This window comes from Microvirga massiliensis, from assembly GCF_001006805.1.
GTDB classification, from domain to species: Bacteria; Pseudomonadota; Alphaproteobacteria; order Rhizobiales; family Beijerinckiaceae; genus Microvirga; species Microvirga massiliensis.
Genome location: NZ_LN811354.1, coordinates 279,612 through 299,759 on the forward strand (window position 1 = coordinate 279,612; position 20,148 = coordinate 299,759).

Genomic DNA, 20,148 nt, shown 5'->3' on the forward strand with positions numbered 1-20,148 from the left:
GGCGCGAGATCCCTGTCCGGCAATGGGCCTCGGCCTTCGCGGCTGCGCAAATGCGGATCTCACCTCCTCGACATCGAGCCTGCGCAGGGCTGCCAAGATTTCGTCAAGTGGCACTTGGCGGCCCGGTTGACCCGGACAGTAACGCAGGGCCGGAGCGGACTCGACGGCCCACACGTCCGATGCCCACCCGGCGAGATAGGCCCGCTTGTCCTCGCGCGTCAGATCGCGCGCGGCGAGCACTGCGTCGGGATGCGAGAATGTAAGACTCAGTCCCACTGAAACGGGAGGCGGAAGCGATACTTCCGTTGGAAGCGAAGTGACATGATGCTCCATCACAGCGTTTCTCCCTCACGCAGGCTACTGACACGACCGTTGCCGCGCCCGCCCTGCGTGCCCCGCCCGAATGGTCTTCGTCGCCGAGAGGTATTCGCCGGCAGCCGCCGCATCGAAATGCGAAAGTGCGTCGATAACCGCATCGATGCGGGATCGAACCTGCAATTCTGGAGCGACGCGGGATGCAACCTGCTCTGCCACGAGCTCGTCGCGGGCCCAGGACAAGAGAATTGTGCGCTTCTCCTCGCTGCCGAACCAGGGATGCTCAACAACCTCGAACGGGTGGGCGAAAACATGACCAGGATCGATCAGGGCATCGACGAAGCTCGGAAGGGCATGCCCTTCGCAATCGATCCCTACAGGCTGATATCCTATCGTGCTGTTGCTTGAAATTTGCTCCATATCGTACCTCCCTCATGGGGTGAGCGAAGGCTCCGGGCAGCCATGGCCGGCCTGCCCGGAGCTGCTATAAGGTCTTCAGTGCTTCGTGTTCTTGCTCTTCCCGGTGATTGAAATGCGCTTCATACGCGTGTTGGCATTCGGCGACTTCGGCAAGGTGACGGTGAGCACACCGTTTTCGAACGACGCTTCCGCCTTGTCCTCTTCGACTTCGAATGGCAGCGGAATGTGGCGCTCGAAATGGCCATAATAGCGCTCGCTGAAGCCACGCTCCCTGTCCTCGGTCTCGGCCTTCTTCTGGCCGCGTATGGTCAGGACGTCGTCGCTGACGAGTACTTCGACGTCCTTCTCATCAAGGCCCGGCAGTTCCGCCGAAATCCGGGCTTCGTTGTCGGACGCTGTGACCTCGACATTCGGCCAAGCCGGTATGCGCCCGAACAGGGACGGGACGCTCTCGAACTGGTTGAACATATCGTCGAACAGCCGGTTCATCTCGCGATGAAGAGTCATGAAGGGGCTGGCAGCCCCGGAGCGCAGCGAACCGGGGATCGAGGATCGCTCGTTGCGGCCCCACGGAATGAGATCTCGCATATTCATCGATACCTCCTTTCAGTCGGATCGAGCCAAGCACTCGGTGTCAGGCTGTCGAGCCCGACACCGTCGCGACGGTTCGCCCCTTGCGCCTCAGGCGGCTTCTCGGGGTGCTTCGTGCTCGATCTGCTTGGCGCTGTCCTGCCTGAGCGCGGCCGACCCGGATCTAATCTCGATCCGGCGGGGCCTCAGTTCCTCGGGAATCTCGCGCTTCAGGTCGACAGTCAGGAGACCGTTCTCCAGCTTGGCGCCCGTGACTTTCACATAGTCGGCCAGGCTGAACGTCTGCTTGAAGGCGCGAGTCGCGATGCCGCGATGCAGGATCTGCGTGCCTTCCGGCTCGGGATGCTTCTGGCCTGTGACGACGAGCGCCGATTCGTGCTGGGTAAGTTCGATCTCGTCGGAGCCGAAGCCCGCCACTGCCATCGTGATGCGGTACTGGTCGTCGCCCAGCTTCTCAATGTTGTAGGGCGGCCAGTTCGTCATCGGCTCGACGCGCGCGGCGGCATCGAGCATGTCGAACAGACGGTCGAAGCCGACCGTCGACCGATACAGGGGGGAGAAGTCGAAAGCCGTTCTCATAGCCACATCCTCCATAGAGCAACATGGATACAAGCGACGCCGGACACCTGCCGGCGCCCGATGCCAAGCTCGACAGGAGCCTTGGCGGATTTGAGTTAGGAACGGCCTCGTCAGGCGTCAAGACCCTACGCACAGCGTGTCGAAGGGCCCGTGTCCGATTATCGTTCTGGACGTTGTGACGAGTCTGGCGTGGCGTGGCAGTTCACCCTGCTACGCCCGAGAGATGCGTTTCGGCTCCTCGGCAGGAAGACAGGAACTGGCTCGTTGCCGGTTGAAATGCCCTGCCGGGAGCACAGTCCGGCAGGGCAGTAGCAGTTGGCGTCCTTTTCGATGCGCACCGACGTGGCGCCCGAGAGGCGCTGCTTACCGTTTCAGTCCCTCGAGGAAGAGCGACGGCACCGGTCAGACCGGCGCTCGAGCGGCCGGGCGGGGCGGAGCAGGTCTCAGACCGCATCGTGAAGTGGCGCTACCTTTCCAGTTGCGACGCTCAGATTCGCGGCGGCGAGACGAGAGCCGGTAAGCGCTGGATGCATCCGGTTTGCCGCGGCCTTGCGCAGATATCCGCTCTCGCGCTGTACGCCGGGAAGGCTGCGGTAGATGTCCAGGTAATCGGCCGCCATGCGCTCCACAGTGAAACGGCGCTCGAAGCAGCGGCGGACTTCGCCCCGGCTCAGCTTTTCGATATCGCGGACCGCACGGGCGGCTTCCTCGACGCTGTCGACGATGAACCCGGATATGCCATCCTCGATCACCTCCGGAACGGAGCCGCGGCCGAACGCGATCACGGGCGTGCCGCAGGCCATCGCCTCGATCATGACGAGACCGAAGGGTTCGGGCCAATCCACCGGGAAGAGGAGCGCTGCTGCATTTCCGAGGAATTCGGCCTTGTCGTGCTCGTCGATCTCTCCGACGAATTCCACGTGCGGATGAGTATCCACCAGAGGCTTGATCACGTCGTCCCAGTAGGTCTGGTCAGCCTTGTCGACCTTCGCGGCAATCCGGAGCGGCATTCCGGTTCGCGCCGCGATCTCGATTGCCGGTCGGGGCGCTTCTCGGGCGAGATCCGGCCCAGGAAGGCAAGATAATTGCCGGAAGCAACCGGATGGAACGGCAGCAGATTCTTCGGAAGCCCGTGATGGACGGTACCCAGCCAATTTACACCCGGAAGCGGCTTCCGTTGATCATCCGAAATGGATGCCAGGGGAATTTCGGAGAACATCCGGTAGAGGGAACCAGGTCCACGAGATCGAGGCGGCCATGAGTCGTGGTCAGAGTCCGGTCCGCGATGTCGCGGATCATGGGGAAGTGTAGGAAGTCGATGTGGAAGTGGATAACATCGAACTCGTCGGCACGCCTTCGTACCTGATCGAGCATCAGGATGTTGTAAGGCATCGGATCTTTGACGGCCGGATTGAGTCGGAGTGCCACGTCACAGCAGCGTACGAGTTCCGCCTTCGTGATGGAATCTCCCGAGGCGAACAGAGTGACGTCGTGGCCTTGCCTGACAAGTTCCTCGGTCAGGTAGGAGACGATCCGCTCGGTTCCTCCGTAGAGCTTGGGTGGCACACGTTCCGCCAAAGGCGCCACTTGGGCGATCTTCATCGCAAAACCTCCTCAAATGAGCGAAGCATCGACAATGAGATGGGCGCGGGTCCCGCGAGGCGGCCCGCGCGGCACAAGGCGCCCTCGAGATAGGTCGTGCGCTCAAGCTTGCAAGGGGGAACGCGGCTGGTGAGAGGGCGCGCGTCGGCAGAGCGGGACGCCTGCACGCCGGACGTCAGAACAGCGACCGCCCGCGTCACGTTACTCTGGAAAGAGTAACGTGACGCGGGCGGCTGCAGCAGCACTGGAGATCAGGAGGCACCCACTGCGACGAACAGATACTGATCGTTTCGAAGGATGCGCAACAGGATCGGCTTTTTCTGTTTCTGCGCCTCGCTCCACGCATTGGCGACGTCGGCGGGCGCTTCGACAGGCTGGTTGTTGACGGAGACGATGACGTCACCCGACTGAAGGCCATTCTCTGCCGCCGGGCTATCGGGCTCGACGCGCTGGACCAGGACGCCCGAAGTGCCGGGCTCCAGGTTCAGTTGCCCCCCGCGCGGCTTCCGGAATCGGGCTGAGGGCCAAGCCCAGGCGCTTTCCGCTCTCCGGGGACTCGAGGGCCGCGGTCCGGGGTGTCTGCTCTTCGGGGCGCAACCCGATCGTCACCATCAGATCCTGGGACGACCCATTGCGGATGACGGTCATCCGAGCCTCCGTTCCCGGCTTGGTCCCGGCGACCGTGCGGGACAGCGCCCGTCCGCTCTCGACCTCCTTCCCTTCGAAGCGGGTAATCACATCACCCGTCCTGACGCCGGCTTTCGCAGCGGGACCGTCTGGCTCGACCGACGCGACGAGAACGCCTTCGGAGCTCTTGCGACCGAGCGCCTCGGCAATAGCCGGGGTGATCTCCTGCAGGCGCAGGCCGACATACCCGCGCTCGACTCGCCCGGTCCGGATCAACTGGTCCGCCACGGCCCGGGCCGTCCGGGATGGCACGGCGAAACCGATGCCGATATTGATTCCGGCCGGTGAGAAGATGGCGGTGTTGACGCCGATCACCTCGCCGCGCGCATTGAACAGAGGGCCCCCCGAGTTGCCGCGGTTGATCGAGGCATCCGTCTGGATGTAGTCGTCATAGGGTCCGGAGTGGATGTCGCGCGATCTCGCGGAGACGACGCCGACGGTGACCGTTCCGCCGAGGCCGAACGGGCTTCCGATGGCGATGACCCAGGATCCTGGCTCGGCGGCGTCGGAATCACCCCAATTGACGACGGCCATGTCGGGCCTCGGATCCACCTTCAGCACGGCGATGTCGGTCGCAGGATCACGCCCGACGAGGCGGGCGGGAACGGTGGTCTTGTCGTTGAAGACGACATGGATCTCGTCGGCGTCTTCAACGACGTGATTGTTGGTGACGATGTGCCCGTCGGCGCCGATCACGAATCCCGAGCCGAGCGCCTGGCGCTCCTGCTGTGGCTGCGGTCCTGGACGATTCTGGTAGTAGCGCCGGAAGAACTCGCGGAACGGCAGATCATCGGGGAGGGACTGGGCAAGGTCCTGCTCCTCGACCCGCTGTTTCGTCGTGATAGCAACGACCGCCGGGGTCTGTTGCTTGACGATGGCGGTGAAGTCGGCCGGAGGGCCTTGCTGAGCCAGAGCCGGTGGTGAGGCCAGGGTCATCGCGGCCAGAGCGCCGGCCACAATGATGGCGCGCGGGTCGAAGCGCGAAATGCTGGGATGCATGCACACCTCCTTTGGACGGGTCGAATGCGTCACTCACGAATCGTCGGGCCGCCGGATCGATGGTCGAAACCGGAACCCGTCATGGCCCGAGGCCATGGCTGAAAGCTCCTCCGAACCGGCCGTGCGCGGCCGGATTGAAGACGGAATTGCAGGGAGAACGGGCATCGACATGGAAGAGTACAGTCCCGGCTCCATCATCGGTGCCGGCGGATCCTGCAAAGGCGACACTGCGCACACGTTCCAAGCGAGGGTGGAGAGGCTCGAAGCGGCAGAGCTTGCCAACGCGCAACATCGACATGTGCAGTATCCAGCCGGCCCATCGCCCGAATGGCGTCGCGTCGGAACACGGCCATCAGGCCCTATCGAGAGGCCTCATCGGAGTTCTCCCGGCTGACCTGCAGTCTCCGGGCGCCGTGGTCGACTTTGGTGCCGCGAACCCATTCAACGCTATGACGACGTGAAAGATCCCGAATGGCGCAACGCACCCCGCACGTCCTCTGCCGTCTGCAAATTCTTGCGTAGGCCGACCGAGCACACATATCGCTCCCGTGCCCTATGCAGAGGCTGATCGCGATGCTGGCACCTTTCATCCTCGGAAATGCAGTTGCCGGCGGATTCCTGGTCATGACCGCAGCGCCCATTTTCCAGGCCCTGCTGTCATTCCGTAATATGAATCGCTCGGCGAATGGGCAGGCATGGCAGCCATCGTCGCAGTCAGCGGCTTCGGGGAAGCGGATTCCCACGGCATTCGCTAGCAATGACCACCGATCGCTCGGCAATTGACTGATCAAAAAAGATACCGGCCTTTCGACCATTCGGGAGATTTCGCGAGGCGGGGATGACAAAAGAGTGATTTGAGGCTCGACCCGATCACAGGTGATCTCCAAATCCGTTGGCGATGGAGGCGGTCCAAAGAAGCTGGAAAAGCGGACGTTGCCCCCGGTCCGTTCCATGACCGAGGCTGACGCGACTCGGGCGTTCCGGGAGGCCGCTTGGCGATCAGCAATGTTCCACTGTTCTTGCCCTTTGGCACCCCGACTCGCGCGTTCCATGTCGCTCACGGCCGAAGATTTGCAACGAAAGAGGCGCGACGGAGCAACCATCCCATCCCCTCGACCAGATGCCACCCGGGGCCGGATACTGACCCGCACCGGGAAGGGGATTTCCGGCGAAAAGCATCGTTCGGTCGGTAGGCCACGGCGGGGCGGCGGTGCCCGGGAGCGCCGTCTCACAACAGTGATGACCGAGGGCCCTTTGAGCCGCGCGGTGGTCAAGTCCACGTATGTCCTTATCGATTCCCATGGGTCGCAGCAGACCACCACGGTCGCGTCCGCCGAGTTCGAGAAGTATTGCTTCCGAATACCGCGTCTTCCGGGCGTGGATGCCGTTATCCGCCAGAGGCGCAGAAGCGCCTGTGAACGGCCGTCCTGACGGCTCATCCGAGAAGTCGCTTGCGATCGCCCAGCGATCACCCGCCGTGACCGCTGGGCCGTTCCTGACATTAGCAGCCGACTGGATCATCCGCTCCAGCCCGCCACGGTATCGCTGTCTCGCGCACGCTCCTCAGCAGACGCGGACCCACTGCCATTGATAATTGTAGCCGGTCCAGACCTGTTGCTGGCGCAGACACGCATTGCTGGCCGGATAGCCGTATCCGTAGCCGTAGCTGGCCGGGTAGCCGTATCCATAGCCGTAATAGTACGGCGCCGCCGCTGCGGCGGCCCCGGCTGCCAGCGTGCCCGCGGCAATGCCGGCCGCGACCCCGGGACGATAGTAGCCACGGCCATAGTAGCCGCCGCGATAATAGCCGCGGCCATAGTAGCCGCCGCGATAGTAGCCCGCGCGACCGACAGCGGCTCTCCGGTATCCGACACCGCCAGGCCGAACCACGGCCGCCCGATGCACGCCGCCGACACGCACGTGCACGCCACCGCGCCGGGCCTCAGCGTCCGCCGGCAGAAGAACCATCACGGCGCCGATCAGGGCCGCAGGAACCAGGAAGCGACGCATGTCACCCTCCCTCGTGAGCGCCCCCGTGCGACAGTGCGCTGTTGGGAGCTGGAGCGATCCGGCTGCCGATGTCCAGATTACTCCTGGTCCGTTCGATAGTCATGTTACCGGTGGGCAGCCACGGCAGCAGGTCCATGCCGGTCCATGGCCTCGCATGGGCTCCACTTCCGACTTGAGACGGTCAGCCTCGGCATTCCGAAACGAGACGTCCGCCCACGGACCTGAAGTTCACCGAACTTCCGGAAACCAGCAGCGGGTAGAGCTTCGATTGATTGACGCTACATCGCACTCGGATCCGATGCAGACCTTCACGGGTGGGTGTCGGCTCGGGCCGGTGGGTCTCGCACGAGGTCAGGCAGGGCCCGCACCAGGGCCCGAGGATCAAATGGCTTCTGCCAGCGTGGGACGTCCCAGTACTGTGTCGGCAGGGCCGTCTGGTCATACCCGGTGGCGAACACAACAGGGATGCCCCGGGCGGCGAGAACGTCCATGACCGGAAAGACCGTCTCGCCATTCAGGTTGATGTCGAGAATGGCCGCATCGATGCGCTCGCCCGTAGCTAGGATCGCCTGCACCGCATCCCGGGACGGCACCGGCCCGACCACCTCGGCCTCGAGTGCGTGCAGCGCTCGGGCAATGTCGCGGGCGATGAAGTATTCGTCCTCGGCAACCAGCACCCGGCAATTCGCCAGAGCGCCATGGGGTGGAGCGGTCATTTCTCTTCCCTCCGGGGCCTCGTCAGGGACTTCGGGCAAGATAACCTGAAAGAAGTCGCACCAGTTTAATACAGGTTATCGGGTTGTGCTGTCGGATGTGGTCCTATGACGCCGCCCGGTTCCCGGGAGCCCTGGCCCCAAAGCCTGAAGATTATGGTCGACATCCTGATCCAACTGCCGACCGCGAGATCAGAGGGGCACGCGAAGGCTTGGCTTCCAAGGAAAAGCTTCCTTCGGCTGATCATGGCGGGGTGCAATTGGGAACATGCACTCCTTACTGTGTGGAACTTTGACACCCTTGCCGAGATTGCCCGTCCTGGGTTTCAGGACATCCTGTCGGACCCTCCGCGGGCCAAGTTGGATACTTGCTTACATGGCGAGTGACAGACCACATCTGACCGTTACCGGTAGTGATTTCCGGCGCTTCCCAGCGGCCCGCGAGCTGGACAAGATCGCGGGCGGACGCCCGCTTTTGCCCATCCTCGAAGCCTTGCCGGCCGCGGTGTACACCACCGATGCCGCGGGGCGGATCACCTTCTACAATCAGGCCGCCGTCGACCTGTGGGGATGTCGCCCAGAGATCGGGAAGAGTGAATGGTGCGGCTCCTGGCGCTTGTACTGGCCGGATGGGCGGCCGATGCCGCACGACGAATGTCCTATGGCCATAGCGCTGAAGGAGGATCGGGCTATCCATGACGGCGAGGCCATCGCTGAGCGTCCTGATGGCACACGGGTCCCCTTTCTGGCCTCTCCAACCCCGTTGCACGACGCTTCCGGAGCCGTGATCGGAGCGGTCAACATGCTGGTCGATGTGACCCAGCGCAAGCGCAGTGAGGAGCACCAGAAGGTGCTGCTGGCCGAGTTGCAGCACCGGGTGCGGAACACGCTCGCGGTGATCCGCTCGATTGCGCATCAGACGGCCGAAACCAGCGAGACGGTCGCGGACTACGCCATGCATCTGGAGGGCCGGCTCGACGCCTTTGCCCGGGTCCAGGCTGTGGTGACGCGTGATCCCGCGGCCGGGGTGGATCTGGCGTCCCTGGTTGCTGAGGAGATGCTCTCCTGTGCCGCCAAGGAGGGTGAGCAGTTCAGCCTGTCCGGACCTGACGTTCGCCTGCGGCCCAAGGCAGCCGAGATCCTGGGCTTGGCGATCCATGAACTGGCGACCAACGCGGTCAAGTATGGGGCGCTGTCGAGCCCCAACGGCCATGTGACGGTGGCTTGGCGCCTGGAGGACCAGGAGCGCGATCCGCGGCTGCGGTTCGAGTGGACGGAGACGGGGGTGCCGGTCCTCGCGCTCGCACCCCGGCACAACGGCTTCGGGACCGAGCTTCTGACACAGACCTTGCCCTATCAGCTCAGGGGAACAACGACGCTGACGTTCAAGCCGGGTGGGCTCCAATGCATCGTCGAACTCCCCTCCAAGGGCGTGGCGCAGTAACGGGAGCCACCGGATCGGTGCGGCCGGCGCGGTTTGTGTGCGCTACCCTTGGACGTGGCCGGCGGCATTCCAGTCGCGCTCTTCAGATGATCAACGGTGGCATCCAATGATCAACCACGAATGGCGCCTTCTGGCACTTCGTGGAAGTCCATCGAAGGTCCGTCTCTCGATGCAATTCAGTCGTTCTCGAGGGATAGGAACTCGACCTCTGGAGGTTCTTGCAGCCTCTAGCTTCGGACCCAAACGTAGATTCCACGTTTGGGTCCAATCCGCTTCGGTTCTTGAGCGGCGCATCGTTCGACGCGGAAAAGTGGGTCCCTTCTCCGCGCGATGCACTAATGCCGGATTTCCATCACGGTTCATCGCCTCGCCGTTTCCGTCGAAGCTGAACGCGGAGCCCCTTCAAGATGGATGTGCATCCGGGACTGCGGCCTGAAAGGGCCGTTTCCATGCGCGGCCACGGCTCGGACGTGGAAGCAACCGAAAGTCTGCCGGCCGGTACCAGTCAAAAACCGCAGAAAGGGATAGGCCGACAGAAAGCACTTCCTCTTCGTGTCGGCGTGACGGGCTCGCTGCCTTCAACCGTTGGGAAATGGTTTGCGCCGGCGGAACTGGCGCGGGACTTTCCGCGTCAGGCGGAAGCCCGCGCCAGTTCCGAGATCATCGTCTAGACGGCCTTGGCAGGTGGTCCGCTGTGGATCAGCCACAGTTCTACGGCTGCCAGGACGGCCACAATGATGCCTACGACCACGTGGGTCCATCTGGCGGCGGCAACGCTCGCAAAGCCGAGCGCCCAGGGCGCAACCAGGGTCCAGAGACCGAGCAGGCCATTGACCCACTCTTCCCATTCCCTGATCTCGCTCGCAGCCGCGATGGCAAGAATCAGGATGACGATCCCGCAGGCCCATGCATTCCAGGAGGCAGCCTGCAACTCCCGGAATTTCATGACCCACGGTGAAATGAACAGAAATGCGGCGAGTATCGCGTTGACGATATTAATCGCAGTCAGCTCACTTCGATTCTTCAACTCCAACATTGCAACCTCCCTCTTACTCAGGCGAGGGTCTCACTCGATGCGCCTCATCGGCGCTTCTCCGTTGGACAGGCCCCGAAGGTACGGATCCAGCGGAGAACTCAGGGCGTGCCGCCTCGAGGACGGCACGCCAATTCGGCGAGCTCGGGCCGCTCTCGCTCCGGTCCGAAGCGGGAGAGGCTGCCCGATGAACGCCCGATACTTGGGCCATTCCGGCGTGACGGGCGTTGGGTGACCTTGGGTCGCAATACTTATGCGTCGTGGCTTCGTCTCCTCGGGCATCACGCGCACGAGTTTGAGTGTCGGCAAGCGATACGGCAGGTGCGCAGCCGCAATCTGCATTCCGTCCGCTAGGACTGCAGTTCTGCTTGGACGAAAGTGCCGCAATACCTCGATGCAGGAACTGGAGAACTTCCTCGCTCGAGCGCCTCTGACCAGCAGCAAGGAGCAGGCACTTCTTCCGAACGACTTCGACATCATCCGGTTGGCAACTGGCACGTGTCACGATGATACGATCGTGATCGTCGTGCAGTTTCTCGATGTCACAGGGCAGGAAATTAGGCACCGCGAGACCGGAAGTCCGGTCGAACCTGTCGAACAGCCGGTCGCAGCCGACTGTCGTATGATAGAGAGGAAAGCAAAAGCTCCTCATAGCTGCATTCTCTACCGAGCGACGCAACCACGGAATCGCCGGACACGAGCCGGCGCCCGCTGTGCCAAGATCTTGCAAGTCTTGACGTTATTCGAGTTGGTGAGTGTCCATGAGCCCGTCAAGGGGACGCTGTCCGAGTCGGCTGCGGCGATGACGCGCAATTGGTTGCGGAATGTACCGAGGCGCGAGAGCCTGTCCGGGAAGGGGTCGGTAGGCGGCCCGATTCTCACCCGAAAGATTGGTGATGCGGCGCCTTTGAAAATCGGGCTCGCCTGAGGCTGCGGGGAACTCGAGGCGGACTTGGGGCTGGCCAGCAAGGGTATTGAAGCGTGGCTATACGGATCCCACTTTCGGAGCACGAGGACGTTCTCATTCGAGTGGGATGTTCTGATGTCGAAACCGCTGAAAGCTTACATCGTTTTCCCGTTTCACCGCGTCGGTGCAACTGTCGGCACGAGTCAGGCAGTCGTCTTCGATGCCGTCGACAAAGCCTCCTCGTTCGCAAAGAGTGTCGGCCGGAATGTCAGCGGCGTCGCGATCCTGGAGCGATCCATCGATCCCGATACAGGCTATCAGGAAGATCGCCTCGTTGCACGAGCAGGAGTGGTTCCGCCGCGTTTTCCGCTCTCGAACAATTGGACACTTCGCCTGAACTGAACGGAGCGCCCCTGACGCGAGATCCGGAGGATGCTGGCGCGGAGCACCGAAAGGGACGTCACGCGGCCTCTCGCCGAGTTATGGCCGAAATAGGTGAGAGATATGCATGATGCACTCACCGAATCGTGCAAGGCATCAACGTTCGAGCTGAGCTTTAATGCGTGAGTGCCCGCTGGGCGGGTCGAAATATAGGGAGGTCTTCATGTCCGTTTCACGCCGTACTCTGTTGGCAGCCGGCCCTGCTGCTGCAGCGGGTCTTGCCATGCCAGCCGGCGCGCAGACGAGCAGTCCGACCAGCGCCTCGTCGGAAGATCGGCAGGCACCTGGCTTCTATCGCTACAAGATCGGTGACATCGAGATTACCGCGGTTCATGACGGGTCTGCGCCCAGGCCGCTCGAGAACTTCGTCCGAAATGCAGATATCGCGGAAGTCCGGAAGGCGGCCGAAGAGGCCTTCCTGCCGACGGACGCCTATCAGAACACGTTCACGCCGATGGTCCTCCGGTCCGGCGGGAAGACGATCCTGATCGATACCGGCCTCGGCGACACGGGAGCGCCGACGACCGGCCTTGCCGTGACGAATCTGCGCGCAGCCGGCTTCGACCCGGCCAGAGTGGACATCGTGATCATCAGCCATTTCCATGGCGATCACATCAATGGCCTGCGTCTGAAGGATGGAACGACCGTCTACCCGAATGCAGAAATCATGGTGCCTGCACCGGAATGGGCCTTCTGGATGGACGACGCTCGGATGGCGCAGTCACCGGAAGGGCTGAAAGGCAGTTTCCAGAATGCGCGTCGGGTCTTCGGCCCGAACCCAAAGGACGTAAAGCAGTTCGAGTGGGGTAAGGAAATCGCGCCTGGCATAACGGCGATCGACGCGTCCGGCCATACGCCGGGCCATACGGCTTTCGTCATTCAATCCGCCGGGAAGAGCCTCACGCACGTCGTCGACCTCACCAACCATCCCCGGCTTTTCGTTCGCCATCCGGACTGGTCCGCCATCTTCGATATGGATGCCGATAAGGCGCGAGCGACACGGCGCAGGATGCTCGACATGGCGGCTGCGGAACGCACCCAGCTTGCGTTCTACCATGCGCCGTTCCCGGCGACAGGGCATGTCCGCAAGGAAGGCAACGGGTTCGAATACGTGCCCGTCCAGTGGATGTCGGCCATGTGAGCCGAGCACGGAGTTCGGGCCGGGCGGCCGGCACTCGCCTGCGCTGTCTCCTTGCGTGAGCGAGGCGCAACGAGAGTCCGGAAATGCCTCGAGCGGGATGCTCCTGGAGGATTATCTCCGGACCGGATCCGAACCGAGTTGCTGCGGTACGGCCCCGGTTGCGTTCCCCGTGGCTTGATTGTGGCCGGCGCAGCCCGGAGTGAACAGGCAGGTGAGGGCGTTGGTGAAACTCTGCGACGCGCGCTGAAGAGCGGAACCGCCATTGGGCGAGGGGGCTTCTGCAGGAGGGGACGTTGGTGCTGGAGCAGGCGCCGTCGCACCGCGCCTGACTTCCGGCTTTGGGGTGGTTCGGCGCACCTCGCGACGCCGGGGTGCCTTTCGCGGGCGAGCCTTTTCGGGCGCTCCGATCGCCGATGTCACCTCTGGCGATGACGCAGAATCCTCCGAGGCCACTGCTGTCTCGTCCGGGCGCTCCGGCGGGAGAGGCACGCCTTCGGGAACTCCTGCAGAGGCTTCGGCTATGGCTGGTGGGATGGTGACGTCCGGAACGGGCGGCGGCAGAGGGAGTGCGAGGAGAGATCTCTCGGCCTCCTGGCTCGGATGTTCAGGAGCGGCAAAAGCCTGCTGCGGGCCAAGCGGGCGGGTGTCGAACAGGAGCCGATCCGGCTCGGCCGCTTCAAGCTCTAGAGGTTGAGTCAGGGAGAACGCTCCGCCCGACAGTGGCCCGGCTCCGGCGTCCGTTCCCGCCGTATCCCTGGCGCTCTCTGCGCGGCGCTTGAGACCGATTGCGAGTTCGCGGTAGGCGCGGCTCAGCAGATCGGGCTCGACGCTGGTTGGTGGCGAAGGCTGCGCAGCCTCCGGTGCCTGGCTCGGGATCGGACAAAGAAGCAGGAACAGCGGAAGAGCCACCGCCGAAACCGATCTTACGCGAGCGACGGCGCCCATCGGCGCACCTGATCTGAGCTGTCCAGCCGGCAAACGCATGTCTCTGACAACCGTTTCACCTTGGCGATACTATGGTGATGGTCGCACAGTGAATCTGGAGATTGACTGTCTAAAAACCAGACCTGCCCGCACGGGAGATGTCATCCGGCCAATACCTTCGGACTCCAAGGAGCGGCAGTCCCAGAATGGTCGCATCACCGATAACCGGCAGCCTGCAGCTCGAAGAGTTCCGCGTATCGTCCGCCGGCAGCGACGAGTTCCGCATGCGTGCCGTTCTCGATAACGCGCCCGCCCTCGAGCACCAGGATGCGGTCGGCCATGCGCACCGTGGAGAATCGGTGCGAGATGAGAACCGCGGTCTTGCCTCGGCTCAGGTCCTTGAAGCGCTGGAAGACCTCGTATTCGGCGCGCGCATCGAGCGCCGAGGTCGGCTCGTCGAGGATGAGAAGATCAGCATCCCGCATATAGGCGCGGGCCGTCGCGATCTTCTGCCACTCGCCACCGGAGAGATCGACGCCCTCGTTGAAGCGCTTGCCCAAGGGTTGCTCATAGCCTCTCGGGAGCCGGGCAACCACCTGGTCCGCCAGGCTGCGTCCGGCCGCCTCCTGAACGCGATCGCGGTCGTTTGCGGCCTCGATCCGGCCAGCTCCGATGTTCTCGCCGGCCGTGAAATGAAAGCGTACGAAGTCCTGGAAGATGACGCCGATGTGACCCCTGAGATCGGCAAGGCTGTAGTCCCTCAGGTCGTGCCCATCGAGAAGGATCCTGCCCTCCGTGGGGTCGTAGAGGCGCGCCAGGAGCTTCGCGATCGTCGTTTTGCCGGCGCCGTTCTCACCCACGAGGGCGATGACTTCACCGGCGCGCAGGGTCAGATCGAGATTGCGGACAGCCCAACTTTCCGTTCCGGGATAGCGAAACCCGACGCCCTCGAACACGAAGCCGGTCCGGATGGGACGGGGGAAGGGTCTCGGGTTCGACGGTGACGTAATCTCGGGCCGGACCTCGAAGAAGGAGAACAGGTCTTCGAGATAGAGCGCCTGGCCGGCGATCTGGGAGAAGCCCAGGAGGAGCCCTTCCAGCAATCCGCGCAGCCGCAGGAAAGAGCCCGCCAGAAAGGTGAGGTCGCCGACGCTGAACTCTCCGCTGACAGTTCGCCACACGATCACGCCATAAGCGAGATAGTAGGCGAGCGAGCCGAGAGCCGCGAACACTCCGCCCCACACCGCCCGTCGCACGGCGAGATTGCGGTTGTCGTCGTACATCTGCTCGGCAAAGCCGCGGAAACGATCGACCAGAAAGCCATTGAGGCCGAACAGCTTGACCTCTTTAGCCGTGTCCACGCTGGAGCCGAGGAAGCGCACGTAATCGAGCTTCCGTCGCTCGGGCGTCCGGAAATAGTTCAGTCGATATCCCTGCGCATTGAAATGCACCTCGCCGAGGAACGCGGGCACGAGCGCCAGGACGAGAAGGCCGATCAGCCACGGAGAATAGACGACGAGGCCGGCAGCCAGCGAGATGACGGTCAAAATATCCTGCGCCTGGCCGAACAATTGCGTCAGGAGCGTGGTCCTTCCGGTGACCTGCCTGCGGGCGCGCTCGAGCCTGTCCTGCTGCTCGCTGCTCTCGAACTGCTCGAGATCGAGCGTCGCTGCATGCTCCATCAGGCGGATGCTGGCGAAATTGCTGTAGAGTTCCGAGAGGAGGCTGTCGACGAGCGAGCTCGCCCGCCCCAGCAGATCGGCCAGGACCGCGAGCGCGAATTCGAGGGCGATCAGCCCCAGGAGCCCATCGAGCCGTCCGCTTGCGAGCCAGTCGCCCAGATCCGCTCCCGGAGGCGTGAGGCGACTCTGCAGGACAACCTCGTCGATGATGAGCTTGCCGACATAGAGGATCGCGACCGGGAGAGAGGCCCGCACCAGTCGCAGCAAGAGGCTTGCAGCGGTCAGCGGCGGGCTCGCTTGCCACACGAGGGCGAACAGCGCCGGGATGTGGCGTAGCGCGCCCGCGCGCTCGCGAAAGGTCTGGCGTGTCCGGGGGGCGGAACTCAGCATGGTTCTCAAAGATGGGGAGTTGCCGGCCCGAGTTCGACCCGCACGGGACAAGCGCCCAGTTCCCGGGGCCAAGCATTAAGGACCACAGCCCTGGTGAGTGATCTGGAGCAAGGCCAGCTGGCGCGGCCCTCGGCATAATGAACTTGCAGTATTGGAGTTTCCCATGACATTCGCCTCGACGATCCAGCATTGGCGCTCCAATCTGGCCGCATCGCGCGAATTCGCGGCGCTCGGCACCGAAGGGCGCCACGCGCTGGCCCGCGACATCGGTATCCCGGTCGGCCTACTGGCCGACATCGCCTCCCATGGCGCTCGATCCGGTGGAAACCTCGGGGAAATGATGGACGGGCTTGCAGTCGATCCCGAAGTCGTTCGGCGCCGCGATCCGGCGATCCTCCAGGAAATGCAGGTCACCTGCTCGGGATGTGCCTCGGCCCGCCGGTGCCGGCGCGATCTCGACCGCGGATGGGGCCCCTCGACCTTCGATGCCTACTGTCCGAATTCGCCGACTCTTGTGGCGCTGCGCGACGAGGCCCCGGTCGAGAGTCCCGAAGCGTGATCGAGGCCGGGCTTCTCGCCAATGCGCTGGGGGCTGGAGGCGTTGCGTCCGCGATCGTCTGGGGCCTCCTGCGTAACCGCCGCGCGATCCTGATCGGGCAGGGTGCGCAGGCGATCTGTTTCGGGGCGCATTTCGCAGTGATCGGCGCCTATACCGGTGCCGCGATGTGCGCGCTCTCGCTCGTGCAGCTCGGTGCGGCCGCAGCGGCACGGTCACGGGTCGCGATGCTGGCGTTCTGGGGAACCGCTCCGGCCATCATCCTGCTCGCGGGATGGAGTTGGCATGGCGTGGCATCCGCAGGAGCCGCCCTCGGTCTCGCGCTTGCCACTGTCGGGCGCTGGCAGCAGGACCCGCTGGCACTGCGCTGGTACTTCGTCTCTTCGACGCTGGGCTGGGCGTCACACAACCTGCTCGTCGCCTCGCCTTTCGGCTTGGCCACCGACGTGATGGCGTTGAGCACCAATGGCTGGCGGATCTGGCAAGAGCGAGCAGGAGAGAAGACCATGACCATGCGCAGATGGATGAGAGATCGGGTCGAGCGCCAGGCGCGTCTCATGGGCGACATGATGGAGCGCCTCAGTGTCGATCCGGTCGCAGCGATGCTCCGTGACCGGGCTTTCGCGACAGCAACGCGGCGTTGCCTGTGGTGCAGTGCATCGGAGCAGTGCCGGCAGTGGCTCAGCGAAGGTGCGTCGCCGGACCGGGCAGAGCCGGATTTCTGCGTGAACGCTCCCCTGTTTCTGGAACTGCGTTCCGGGACCGGGCTTGCCGCGGGCCCGTCCGCACCCTGACGGCCCCGGATTTCGGCCTTAACCATTTCTTCACCTTTAGGATGCGCTCGGCGTCCGGTGTTGCTATGGTCATATCAGCGTTGTCCTGACGCTTTTGGTGGCCTTCCTGTCCGCCCGGTGCTGCAAGGCACCGGGCGTTTTTCTGTCAGGATCTCCGTGATGGAGAGATGTGTCGGAGCGCTCGATCGCCATCGGGCCGTGCCTGAGGCCAGAATCCGCGCCTATAGCATCGGTCCTTGCGCTAGCAGAATTGGATCGGTTGTCGCGCAGCAGCTCGCGGGTGCGTTTGACCTCCGCGGCGGCTCTCCTGTAGACACCGCGCCCCATGTCCCAGGAGAGCGCGTGCATGCTTTCGATTACGCAGCGAATCGCGACCGAACTGAATGCCCAGGAATGGCAGGTGAAGGCGGCGGTCGAACTTCTCGACGGCGGCGCAACCGTTCCGTTCATCGCACGCTATCGGAAGGAGGCGACCGGCACCCTGGACGACGCGCAGCTTCGAACCCTGGAGGAGCGTCTGCGCTATCTCCGGGAACTGGAGGACCGGCGCAAGGCCATCCTCGACAGCATCAGCGAGCAGGGCAAGCTCGATGACGCCCTGCGCGGACAGATCCTTGCGGCCGAGACCAAGGCTCGGCTGGAAGACCTCTACCTTCCCTACAAGCCGAAACGCCGCACCAAGGCCCAGATCGCGCGCGACGCCGGGCTCGAGCCTCTCGCGGACGCGATTCTGGTCGATCCGGCGCGTGAGCCGAAATCGGCTGCCGAATCCTACGTGAATACCGAGAAAGGCGTCGCAACCGTGGAGGCTGCGCTCGAAGGCGCGCGCGCGATCCTCGTCGAGCGATTTGCCGAGAATGCCGAACTCGTCGGCCAGTTGCGTGAGGATTACTGGCAACGCGGACGCCTCACATCGAAGGTTCGGGACGGCAAGGCGTCCGAAGGCGCAAAGTTCGCCGATTATTTCGACTTCGCCGAGCCGCTCACGCGGCTTCCGTCCCACAGGATCCTGGCTCTCTTCCGGGGTGAAAAGGAAGAGATGCTCGATCTGCGGCTCGAGGAGGACAAGTCCGTCTCGGAATCGGGCTATGTGAGCCCGTATGAAGGTCGTGTCGCGCTCACCTTCGGGATCCAGGACAAGGGGCGCCCCGGTGATCGCTGGCTCATGGAAACGGCGCGCTGGGCCTGGAGAACCAAGCTTCGGGTTTCCATCGAGCTCGATCTCCGGATGCGCCTCTGGCAGGCCGCGGAGGAAGAGGCGGTGCGGGTCTTCGCCGGAAACCTCAGGGATCTTCTTCTTGCAGCCCCGGCCGGGGCCCGTCCGACGCTCGGCCTTGATCCCGGCTACCGGACGGGCGTCAAGGTCGCCGTCGTCGATGGCACCGGCAAGGTGGTCGCGACCGACACCATCTACCCGCACGAGCCGAAGCGGATGTGGGATGCCTCGATCGCGACGCTCGCAAGGCTCTGTCGAGTCCACGGCGTCGAGCTCGTCGCCATCGGCAACGGCACCGCATCGCGCGAGACCGACAAGCTCGCCGCGGAGCTCATTGCGAAGCACCCGGACCTGAAGCTCACGAAGGTCATGGTCTCGGAGGCCGGCGCATCGGTCTATTCGGCCTCCGCCTATGCGAGCCAGGAACTCCCGGAACTCGACGTGAGCCTGCGCGGCGCCGTGTCCATCGCGCGGCGCCTGCAGGACCCGCTCGCCGAGCTCGTGAAGATCGAGCCGAAATCCATTGGCGTCGGCCAGTATCAGCACGATCTCTCCGAACACAAGCTCTCGCGCTCTCTCGATGCGGTCGTGGAAGATTGCGTGAACGCGGTCGGCGTCGACGTGAATACGGCGTCCGCTCCGTTGCTGGCCCGCGTCTCCGGACTGGGCGAGTGGGTTGCGCAGAACATCGTTCGCCACCGCGATGCCAACGGCCCGTTCCGCAGCCGCAGGGCGCTCAAGGACGTTTCGGGCCTCGGCCCCAAGACATTCGAGCTTGCCGCCGGCTTCCTTCGCATTCGCGACGGCGACGACCCGCTCGACACTTCGGGCGTGCATCCGGAATCCTATCCGGTGGTCCGCCGCATCCTCGAGGCGACGAAAAGCGACATCAAGGTCCTGATCGGCAACGGTTCCGTGCTGAAGACCTTGAAGCCGCAGGCCTTCACCGACGAGCGGTTTGGCCTGCCGACGGTCACGGACATCTTGGCCGAACTCGAGAAGCCGGGTCGCGATCCGCGCCCGGAATTCAAGACCGCGAGCTTCCAGGAGGGCGTCGAGACAATCGGCGATCTCAAGGTCGGGATGGTGCTGGAAGGCGTCGTCACGAATGTCGCTGCGTTTGGAGCATTTGTGGATATCGGCGTGCATCAGGATGGGCTCGTGCACATCTCGGCGATGTCCAACACCTTCGTGAAGGATCCGCGCACGATTGCAAAACCCGGTGACGTGGTACGGGTGAAAGTCCTCGACGTCGATGTTCCGCGCAAACGCATCGCACTCACGATGCGCCTCGACGAGAAGATCGAACACGGTGATTCTCGGGCTTCCGCGAACCGCAGCCCAGGCGGCGGTCAGCGGTCCGGCGCGCGATCGAATGCCGCCCCACGGCAGCAACAGCCAAGCGCTGGCGGAGCGCTCGCGGAGGCGTTCCGCCGCGCCGGCCTTTCCGGTGCGAAAGGCACGGAATCCGGCAAGGATCGGCGCCGCTAGGCTGGTTTTCGGCGGCAGCTCGATACGTCACAGCCGCTATAGCATCGGACCCCGAAGTGGATTCCATTTTTGGGACCAATCCGATGCTTCGGCCCTTGAGTGGCGCATCGTTCGATGCGGAAAAGTGGACCCACTTTTCCGCGTCGAACGATGCGCTAGGCAGGTAATGGGTACGACTCTGATCCCATCAATCTGCGGAGCGGCGTCATTTTT

General features: G+C 63.6%; 17 protein-coding genes and 1 pseudogene. 7 read left to right on the plus strand and 11 right to left on the minus strand.

All coding sequences use genetic code 11. The annotated features are described in order from the left end of the window. Window positions 1-357: 357 nt before the first annotated feature. The 8 genes and pseudogenes from BN1233_RS42990 to BN1233_RS17400 form a co-directional block, all read right to left on the minus strand. Window positions 358-735, minus strand: coding sequence for a hypothetical protein (locus BN1233_RS42990; protein ID WP_048708032.1), 378 nt, complete (start codon window positions 733-735; stop codon window positions 358-360). 75 nt (window positions 736-810) lie between these two features. Beyond that, window positions 811-1,329, minus strand: a complete 519-nt coding sequence (locus BN1233_RS17360) for an Hsp20/alpha crystallin family protein (RefSeq protein WP_046864846.1) — start codon at window positions 1,327-1,329, stop codon at window positions 811-813. Between the two features lie 87 nt (window positions 1,330-1,416). Then, a complete protein-coding gene (locus BN1233_RS17365; protein WP_046864847.1) occupies window positions 1,417-1,905 on the minus strand; it encodes an Hsp20 family protein in 489 nt (162 codons plus the stop codon). Window positions 1,906-2,348: 443 nt separating this feature from the next. Beyond that, window positions 2,349-3,507: pseudogene (locus tag BN1233_RS17370) on the minus strand (glycosyltransferase family 4 protein). 251 nt (window positions 3,508-3,758) lie between these two features. After that, on the minus strand, window positions 3,759-3,995 hold the full coding sequence (locus BN1233_RS49720; protein ID WP_342341654.1) for a PDZ domain-containing protein: 237 nt from the start codon (window positions 3,993-3,995) through the stop codon (window positions 3,759-3,761). Further along, the gene (locus BN1233_RS17375) at window positions 3,940-5,193 is read right to left on the minus strand and encodes a Do family serine endopeptidase (protein WP_244470706.1); all 1,254 of its coding nucleotides are present in this window, start codon (window positions 5,191-5,193) and stop codon (window positions 3,940-3,942) included. Before BN1233_RS17375 ends, BN1233_RS49720 begins: the two co-directional genes overlap by 56 nt. Before the next feature lie 1,563 nt (window positions 5,194-6,756). Beyond that, window positions 6,757-7,203, minus strand: coding sequence for a hypothetical protein (locus BN1233_RS17395; protein WP_052763830.1), 447 nt, complete (start codon window positions 7,201-7,203; stop codon window positions 6,757-6,759). 308 nt (window positions 7,204-7,511) lie between these two features. After that, entirely contained in the window at window positions 7,512-7,919 is a 408-nt protein-coding gene (locus BN1233_RS17400) for a response regulator (protein WP_046864851.1), read from the minus strand. Between the two features lie 373 nt (window positions 7,920-8,292). Here BN1233_RS17400 and BN1233_RS17410 point away from each other — a divergent pair, with 373 nt between their 5' ends. Both BN1233_RS17410 and BN1233_RS17415 read left to right on the plus strand, forming a co-directional pair. Next, window positions 8,293-9,360 (plus strand): sensor histidine kinase, encoded by a 1,068-nt coding sequence (locus BN1233_RS17410; protein WP_048708029.1) that lies wholly within the window; start codon window positions 8,293-8,295, stop codon window positions 9,358-9,360. A gap of 407 nt (window positions 9,361-9,767) precedes the next feature. Further along, complete coding sequence (locus BN1233_RS17415) at window positions 9,768-10,031, plus strand: hypothetical protein (protein WP_046864853.1); 264 nt, start codon at window positions 9,768-9,770, stop codon at window positions 10,029-10,031. On the opposite strand, the gene BN1233_RS17420 is transcribed toward BN1233_RS17415, so the two are convergent. Beyond that, the gene (locus BN1233_RS17420; RefSeq protein ID WP_046864854.1) at window positions 10,028-10,396 is read right to left on the minus strand and encodes an SPW repeat protein; all 369 of its coding nucleotides are present in this window, start codon (window positions 10,394-10,396) and stop codon (window positions 10,028-10,030) included. The two genes, BN1233_RS17415 and BN1233_RS17420, sit on opposite strands and share 4 nt — an antisense overlap. Window positions 10,397-11,435: 1,039 nt before the next feature. Between BN1233_RS17420 and BN1233_RS17435 the strand changes: the two genes are divergently transcribed. Beyond that, a complete protein-coding gene (locus tag BN1233_RS17435; protein ID WP_046864857.1) occupies window positions 11,436-11,702 on the plus strand; it encodes a hypothetical protein in 267 nt (88 codons plus the stop codon). Window positions 11,703-11,904: 202 nt separating this feature from the next. Further along, the gene (locus tag BN1233_RS17440) at window positions 11,905-12,882 is read left to right on the plus strand and encodes an MBL fold metallo-hydrolase (RefSeq protein WP_046864858.1); all 978 of its coding nucleotides are present in this window, start codon (window positions 11,905-11,907) and stop codon (window positions 12,880-12,882) included. Window positions 12,883-12,993: 111 nt separating this feature from the next. Here BN1233_RS17440 and BN1233_RS17445 read toward each other — a convergent pair whose 3' ends face one another. Beyond that, a complete protein-coding gene (locus BN1233_RS17445; protein ID WP_046864859.1) occupies window positions 12,994-13,827 on the minus strand; it encodes a hypothetical protein in 834 nt (277 codons plus the stop codon). A 194-nt stretch (window positions 13,828-14,021) separates the two neighbouring features. Then, window positions 14,022-15,878, minus strand: a complete 1,857-nt coding sequence (locus BN1233_RS17450; RefSeq protein ID WP_046864860.1) for an ABC transporter ATP-binding protein — start codon at window positions 15,876-15,878, stop codon at window positions 14,022-14,024. Window positions 15,879-16,041: 163 nt separating this feature from the next. On the opposite strand from BN1233_RS17450, the gene BN1233_RS48410 reads away from it, so the two are divergent. The 3 genes from BN1233_RS48410 to BN1233_RS17470 all read left to right on the plus strand — a co-directional run bounded on the left by BN1233_RS48410 (window position 16,042) and on the right by BN1233_RS17470 (window position 19,935). Next, a complete protein-coding gene (locus tag BN1233_RS48410) occupies window positions 16,042-16,437 on the plus strand; it encodes a hypothetical protein (protein ID WP_048708026.1) in 396 nt (131 codons plus the stop codon). Further along, window positions 16,434-17,228, plus strand: a complete 795-nt coding sequence (locus BN1233_RS43000; RefSeq protein ID WP_048708022.1) for a DUF6455 family protein — start codon at window positions 16,434-16,436, stop codon at window positions 17,226-17,228. Before BN1233_RS48410 ends, BN1233_RS43000 begins: the two co-directional genes overlap by 4 nt. A 346-nt stretch (window positions 17,229-17,574) precedes the next feature. Continuing rightward, window positions 17,575-19,935, plus strand: a complete 2,361-nt coding sequence (locus BN1233_RS17470) for a Tex family protein (protein WP_046864862.1) — start codon at window positions 17,575-17,577, stop codon at window positions 19,933-19,935. The last annotated feature ends 213 nt before the right edge of the window (window positions 19,936-20,148 follow it).